Genomic DNA, 6,996 nt, shown 5'->3' on the forward strand with positions numbered 1-6,996 from the left:
GTAGAGTTTCTTAGCGTTTATGCCGATGAAATTATTAGGGCTGTATTTAAAAGTAATAGTTAATAGCATTGAATACCCATTAAAACCGCGTTGAAAATCGTTACAACTGGTTAGGGTAATGGTTTAGTATTAATTAAGATACAAACGCCTTAGAATGCATTTTAAGAGATTTATAAATTACGCGCTTTTTTGAAGTTTCTAGCGCTAAGAGAGTGCCTAAGCTTTGAGTAGTCTAGGTGTTGTTTGTTTCTGGCTAATCTTATAGCCATTTCAAGCGCATCTAAACAATCATCATTAGCGCTTTTAGGATAGCTTTCTAATTCGCTAATGAGTTCATGGCTGTAGGCATCAATTAATAAGGTTCGATCTACTAACAAAGGCGCTAAACTATCGATTCGTATTTCTTTATGCGCGCTGTTTTTAAGTTCTACCGGTTTAAAAAAGGCCAAACCTAAAGACTCCGCGCGTTTTTTTAATTGATCTTTAAAAAAGGCTTGAAAGGCCACCACTTCTATTCCTATGCGTACATAATGGCTAACACGCAAACACTCTGCATAAGTATTTAGAATAACTTGTATCATTTTGTCAGGCTTTTCTTTGTAGGCACTCACGCGGGCAAAATAGCGATTCATTTGCTTAGAATAATAAACCACTGCGATTGCGAAAAAATCCCCCTTAGCTTTGCCTAAAGACGGATCAATTCCGATAAAAATAGAGTCAATAGAGTTTGGCAACGCGCTAAAGGTTTCAAAATCTCCTAATATGGCATCTTTTGCATTTACCGGCATATTTTGAAATTCTGCAAAAAAAGCTGCCTTATTGGCTAAAAATTCCATAAGGATTTCTTTTTTATCTAGGCTTGAATCATCTAAGATAACTTGATTCAAATCGTATTGATCAATATTTTCAGGATTTAGCCCATCAATGCGACTACCAAAGTCTAGCACTAATGGAAAGTTATAGCTTTTAGCATTCCACCTATTTTCTAGCTTTAGAAGTAAACAATCTTCATGGAGGGTAGTTCCAACTACTAAGATGTTGTAATTGCCCTTTCTAGCCGGAAGTTTAAGTATCGCGCTTTCAAATTGCTTAGCTACATCTTCGCGGTATTTCTTAGAGTGAATGCGCTGGCCATTTTCTACATCATCACAAATAATGAGATCGGGGCGGTTTCCTAAAAAATTAAGCCCCCTTATGCTTTCCTCAATGCTATAACTTTTAATTTTTTTATACTTGCCCTCAACTTTTAGAACAAGTTCACTTTTACGCCAAGTAAAACCTTTTTCAATTTTAAAATCTTGGATAAAGGCCGCGTTATTCTCACATTCTACTTTTAGCCATTCTATTGTCTCCTCTGTATCCTCTTTTTTATTGCCAATATAAATCATGTAATTTCTATCACCGCGTACAAATAACCACAGCACAAGCATACGGCCTAACAAAGTGGTTTTATAAGCACCCCGATAGGCTTTAAAAATACAGATTTTAGAGGCGCTTAGATAGTCTAAAATGTTATTTAAGACACTTTGTCTAAAAAAGCTTGATTGACTAGATTCTAAATGGTGATTAAAATAGGTTTGAGTGAATGCGCTAAAGCTAGCTAGCGCTTTGCTCTTAAGTTTTGGGTCGCTCGCTCTTGCCTTAAGACTTTTTAGATAGTCTCTAAGATTATCAACTTGATCACGCATCGCCTACCGGTACATCTAGGTTTTGTGCTACATTAATAGATTTTGTTTTAGCTTTCTTTTCCTCTTGGGGTGTTTGCGTTTCTAATTTTACAGACGCTTGACTTTGTTTTTCAAGACCATTTAACCGGCCTTCAATGGCACTTAAACGCGCGTTAAAATCGCCTAGAATTTTCTTAAAGCCCTCTATTCCGTCTAATAATTCAATCGCGCCAAATACGCGGGAGGCGCTTTCCTCCTCTAAACTTTTTCTTAGCGCAATCGCTGCGGCTGCATTATCAACAATTAAATTTGTTTGTTCTGTTTGTTCTGTTTGTTGTTCTTCCATGTTTACTCCCATCTACCACAAAAAGCTAATTGCCATAAACCATAACCGGCATTATCCTCGCTATCTACGCCGTACAATAACTCACGGCGCATAAAATTATTAGCGCTATTGCTTTTATCGAGGGCGTTAAACTCAACCGCCTTATTTTTTTGCAAGATGATTGGCTTGATCGTTTTAGTCGTATCTAGCATGATCCAGCGATTGCCGTTGTTTAGATACGGGCAAACTAAATACTTCATTAAGCCATAACAAATATTAGACTCGCCATTTGCCTTAGTGGGGGCGTTAAATAAACGCATAGCTTGCGCTTCTAGGTTTGGGTGGATTAGCACTAAATTAGGCGTAATTCCTAATGGGCTACCGCTTTCACTCACTAAAGAACACATATTTTTACGCGCTTCTAAGACTCCGCCTTCATCTAGCCCCCAGTTGCCAACATTACTAAACTTGTATTGACCCACTACATGATCGCCTCTAAAAAACGCCCCGCCGTCATAACAAGCCCCGTTTTGGTTAAACAAATCAAAAACTAATCTGTTGTAATGATCGATGACTAAATCAGCCATACCGGCAACTTGAGCCCCTGCTATGCCTAAACTATCATATTGGATAATGTCGCGATCAATTTTTATTGTCGCCTCCCAATTTTTCTTAGTAATGGTGTAGGTATAGCCCTCTAAATCTTTTAATTGGCGCTCACCCACCCATTCACGCATAGAGGGCATAGCCGCTAACCACCGGTAATCTACACTCATCGTATTAGCCTGCACTTCTAGGGCTACTTGTTGGTAGTCCTTTGCTTTTTTGCTTAGAGTATTGGCAAAAACCGCGCTTAGACTCTTGCTAATTGCGGCTTGTGTTTCTGCTGTTATTTTCATGTTTTCCCTTTTTCTTGAATTTTAAGGCTTTTTTTTGCTAGCTTTTGCGCATTTTAGATAAGTAGCCGCGCTAAAATTTAGACATGCGCATACTATTAAGATCAGAAATTGAGATTTTAGAAAGTAATTTAGAAGATCATACCCCCGAATTTGATCCAGAAAAAGCCTATCAATTAGGCGATATTGTAAGAAAAGATACAAGCCTTTTTGAATGCATAAAGGCCACAGAAGAAGGCCAAAAGGCTAACTTTGATGAGGATTTTAGCTTTAAGTGTGCAGATAACACTACCGCCGCCTTTGATAGCGCGATTAATACCATTTCACAGGCGCGTCACTTCATCAAAATTAGAATTAAAACCAACGGAAGTATCTTCCTTACAAATTATGAATGCGAATTTTTACGGGTTTCTTTATTAGATTCAAATTTCATTGAAAAGTATACGCGCGGCACTTATCTAAGTGGTGGCCAATACTTCTTAGAAAACAGCGGGGCGGCCATTTATGATATTTATTTAGAAAACCCCGGATCAATGGCTAAAATAGGGGTTATTTTTTGTGGGGAGCTTAAAGACATTGGCATTACAGAGTATCAAGGATCGCTAAGCATTGAGGATTTTAGCAAGATCACTACCGATGAGCAGGGGCGCACTAGCATTAAGCTAGGCTACACTAGAAAAACTTATAAAAGCACTATCTTACTACCGCTTAAAAATTTAGATTGGGCGCTTAAGATTATTGAGACAAATAAAAGTATCCCAAGTGTGGTGGAGCTAAGCAATGCGCTTGAGTGTTTAACCTTTTTTGGATTGATCAGAAATGTAGATATTAACTTTCTCAATCGTGATTTCGTTAGTCTTGATCTGGAGTGTGAGGAGTTGACTTGATGTTTATCTTTAAGCCGTGTTTAACGGCCATTAAATGGCGGTTAAATGTGAGTTGCTGAGTGGCAAAATAGCGATTTACCAATTGCGCCGTAAAGCCCCTAGCTTCAGCTATGGGGATATAAGGCGTTTTTTTTGTGTTATAATGTCCGTCATAGAGTTGGGGCATCAACTCTTGGAGTAGAGGCTGTAAGACCCGTCTAGCGGGCAGGTCTTGATGATCCCAGAATCCCCTAGCTTTAGCTATGGGGAGTATGTCAATTTTAGCTAAGAGCGTACGGCTGTTCTTGTGGCGGTTCAAGGGGGATAATTTCCTTAATCTCATGCATATAAAGACCATAAGGCACACCATTAGTACCCAACAAAATAATATCATCATCTTCATCGCCCGTTTGGAAAGCATAGGCATAGGTTTTTAGCCAGCCCTCTAAAATAATATCATCGCCCCCGTCATCATCATAACAAATAACGCGCATTTTACACCCCAAGTATTGGGCGTAATCCTCTAGTTTAACCACTGCCTAACCTTTATCGCCCGCGCTCATTGTCTTTGTAGAGTGGTACGGCGTGTATTTTTCCTTTTTGGTTCAAATGGATTTTACTAAAAAAAGTCTTTGTTGGCTCTTTAATGCTTAGTTTGGGGTGTGGCAATACGATTGCTTCAAAATCTGGGTGATGGACAACCACATGCCCCCGCCAAGAATTATTTTTTTTAGTTAAACTGCCAAGATCGGCGCTCTCCTTTATCCACCCCCTAACCTCCTCAATACTTGGCGCTTTAGTGTAGTAACTGCGCCCCTCAGTGTAGCCCGGAGTGCCTAGTACATGGCGCTCTTGTTTCTCATCTAAGCTTAATAAAGCTAGCGCGCTTTTAATTGTGTTTAAAACTCTTTGGGTAAAGGGGTAAGGTTTTTCAGCTGGGGCGCGTTTGGCTAATTCGTCAAAATCTAATTTTTGAATTGTAAAGCCCGATTTTAACGGAGGCGCCTCCGTGAAGTGCTCTAAACCGGTTAATTCTGTACCTTGAATCTCTAATTCATACCACCGCCCTAACTTTTGCCCCACTAGTTTTCTTGTATCTTTATGAGTGGCTAATAAGAGCGGAGAGTCTAAGACTTCCCTAGCTAAGAAAAAATCAAAAAGATCATTAGCTGGGTTAGCTTTAAGTGTTTGAGCTTTAAGAGTAATAGGCAAAGTATCTAAACTGCCAAAGGGAATGGCTTCCGTTTTGTTTTTAGAAAGCCTAATAAGAGATTTAAAGCGCGCCTTTTTAGTGGCGATATTTTGTAAGATACCTTTAAGTAGGCTTGTGGCTTTAGCATTGCCCGCGTAAGTAGCTAGCTTATTTTTAAAAAAGGCGCTCAAAAATTTATAATTATCCCTTTCAAATCCGCCCGCTTGAGTTCCCCCCTCTTGTGGGATATTCTTAGTTGGGCTTAGCCCCTTTGCCTTGATCTGCCTTTCGCTCCACATCTGCAACTCACACCGACAACCCCAATCTAGCGGGGGCGTATGTGTATCCCAAAAGGGGTGTTTTCTTGGCAAACATACATTATCAAAGGCTAAATGACGGGCGGCGTTGTCTCGTCTACTATGGAATACATAGTACCACCCATCGCCATTACTACTATCAACAATAGGCGGGGCACTCTCATAGCGCATTAATTTACCCCGCGCGTTTGCATAAATTAAATTATATTTAAAGATTCGTTCAAGGCGCTTTTTATTGATTGTTTCTAGTAATTGCGGATTTGCCTTAAGAAACTGGCTAAAACTTTGCCCCTTAGCTAAAGCTTTCTCTAAGGCATTTTGATAGGCAACTAAAGTATCAATTTTACTTATTCCACTAATGCTAAAAGCTCTTAAATATTCCTCAAATTTAAAATTAGCCCCATTGGGGATTAGCTGGGGTTTTTTGGCTTGTAAACTGGCGATAGCTTCTAAAAAGGGCATATACTAAAAATAGATATGGGTAGTTTGTTGTTGTTTAGCCTCTTTTTGCTTATTCTCTTGCGCCTCAAGTAGCGCGCCCTCTAAATTAATGCTAGCAGCAATCGCATATTCTTGCACTTTCTCAACCCCGATAAAATCTAAGCCTAATTGAGCACACGCAACACCGGTTGATCCACTCCCACAAAAGCAATCTAATACGATCGGAGTAGCCTCCGTTTTTGACGCCACCACTTGTAAACAATGCTTTAACACTTCTAAGGGTTTTTGTGTGGGGTGTTGTTTGTCTTTGTAGGGTGTTTTGGCTTCAACATAGCCGTAATAATAGTTAGCCTCTTTTCTTGTTGTGAGTGGTAGCGCTCCCCTAGTGCCCCAACAAATAAACTCACATTGTTGTTTAAAAGCATTAGCAAACGGGCGCGCGGAGTTGCCCTTATTAAACACAATCACCCCCCGCCAAGCTAGATCGGCTAATTGGATTGTATCACTAAGCGCGGGAAGTTGGCGCCAATCAATAAAGCTAAAAAAATACGCGCTAGGTTTTAAAACTCTTTTAATTTGCCTAAGAATTTCAGATAACCAAAATATCCAAACTCTTTGATCTTTGCCATCGCCTTCAAAATCCAAGAAACTAGCCACACCTAGATACTTTTTAGTAGTAGAAATATTGCGCGCATTTAAACTTTTAACCCCCCCGCTACAATAAGGCGGATCAATTAAAACGCAATCAATGGAGTTATCCGGGAGTTTAGGTAAAAACTCTAGCGCGTCATCACAAAAAACGCGGTTTTTAAATTCCTCTAAATTAGGCATGCTCAATCTTTATATCTGGATTAGCCGCTTTTGTGGCCTCTCTAGCGGCGTTGACTTCCTGCGCGCTTATTTTGCCCTCTTTAATGGCTTGATTTTCTAATTCTTCAACCATTCTTTCTAAATCGTTATCATCAGCCGGGATCGCGCTAGTTTGTGGCGTTTGGGTTTGTGGCGTTTGGGTTTGTGGCGGTGTTTGTGGCGCTTGAGTGGGCGCGCTAGTGTTAGCCGCTTGAGTGGGCGGGGTTTGATTTACTGGAGTTTGTGCCGGTGCTGTTGTTGCTGTTGTTGGCCCCGCTGTAGCGCTGGTACTTGTCGGAGTTGTAGCGGGCTTTTGAGATAAGGGTTTATTCAAATCGCAATAATAATAATCAAAAATGCCTTTTGCCGTGCTTGCACAAACTCCAGTGAGTGCAATACTAGCAAATTCATCGCTAAGTAAGTTTAAATCGCCATCTAAACTT

At 40.1% G+C, this 6,996-nt stretch carries 8 protein-coding genes; 1 reads left to right on the forward strand and 7 read right to left on the reverse strand.

The features are described 5' to 3' along the window. Positions 1-170: 170 nt before the first annotated feature. Genes G6Q00_RS07910 through G6Q00_RS07920 form a run of 3 tightly spaced genes read right to left on the reverse strand, consistent with a single transcriptional unit; the run spans position 171 to position 2,891 of the window. Positions 171-1,688: a cell division protein FtsH gene (locus G6Q00_RS07910; protein WP_163532709.1), complete on the reverse strand. Its 1,518-nt coding sequence runs from the start codon at positions 1,686-1,688 to the stop codon at positions 171-173. Further along, positions 1,681-2,013: a hypothetical protein gene (locus tag G6Q00_RS07915; protein ID WP_163532710.1), complete on the reverse strand. Its 333-nt coding sequence runs from the start codon at positions 2,011-2,013 to the stop codon at positions 1,681-1,683. Before G6Q00_RS07915 ends, G6Q00_RS07910 begins: the two co-directional genes overlap by 8 nt. A gap of 2 nt (positions 2,014-2,015) precedes the next feature. Next, the gene (locus G6Q00_RS07920; RefSeq protein WP_163532711.1) at positions 2,016-2,891 is read right to left on the reverse strand and encodes a Mu-like prophage major head subunit gpT family protein; all 876 of its coding nucleotides are present in this window, start codon (positions 2,889-2,891) and stop codon (positions 2,016-2,018) included. A gap of 83 nt (positions 2,892-2,974) precedes the next feature. On the opposite strand from G6Q00_RS07920, the gene G6Q00_RS07925 reads away from it, so the two are divergent. Next, positions 2,975-3,775, forward strand: coding sequence for a hypothetical protein (locus G6Q00_RS07925; protein WP_163532712.1), 801 nt, complete (start codon positions 2,975-2,977; stop codon positions 3,773-3,775). A 260-nt stretch (positions 3,776-4,035) separates the two neighbouring features. Here G6Q00_RS07925 and G6Q00_RS07930 read toward each other — a convergent pair whose 3' ends face one another. The 4 genes from G6Q00_RS07930 to G6Q00_RS07945 all read right to left on the reverse strand — a co-directional run. Further along, complete coding sequence (locus tag G6Q00_RS07930) at positions 4,036-4,290, reverse strand: hypothetical protein (RefSeq protein WP_163532713.1); 255 nt, start codon at positions 4,288-4,290, stop codon at positions 4,036-4,038. Positions 4,291-4,300: 10 nt separating this feature from the next. Continuing rightward, the gene (locus tag G6Q00_RS07935; protein WP_163532714.1) at positions 4,301-5,725 is read right to left on the reverse strand and encodes a phage minor head protein; all 1,425 of its coding nucleotides are present in this window, start codon (positions 5,723-5,725) and stop codon (positions 4,301-4,303) included. Positions 5,726-5,728: 3 nt separating this feature from the next. Next, positions 5,729-6,535, reverse strand: a complete 807-nt coding sequence (locus tag G6Q00_RS07940) for a DNA-methyltransferase (RefSeq protein ID WP_163532715.1) — start codon at positions 6,533-6,535, stop codon at positions 5,729-5,731. Next, on the reverse strand, positions 6,528-6,996 hold a 469-nt coding region (locus tag G6Q00_RS07945), incomplete at its 5' end, for a hypothetical protein (RefSeq protein ID WP_205426576.1). The genes G6Q00_RS07940 and G6Q00_RS07945, both read right to left, overlap by 8 nt.

This window comes from Helicobacter suis, assembly GCF_902196125.1.
Classification (GTDB): Bacteria; Campylobacterota; Campylobacteria; order Campylobacterales; family Helicobacteraceae; genus Helicobacter; species Helicobacter suis_B.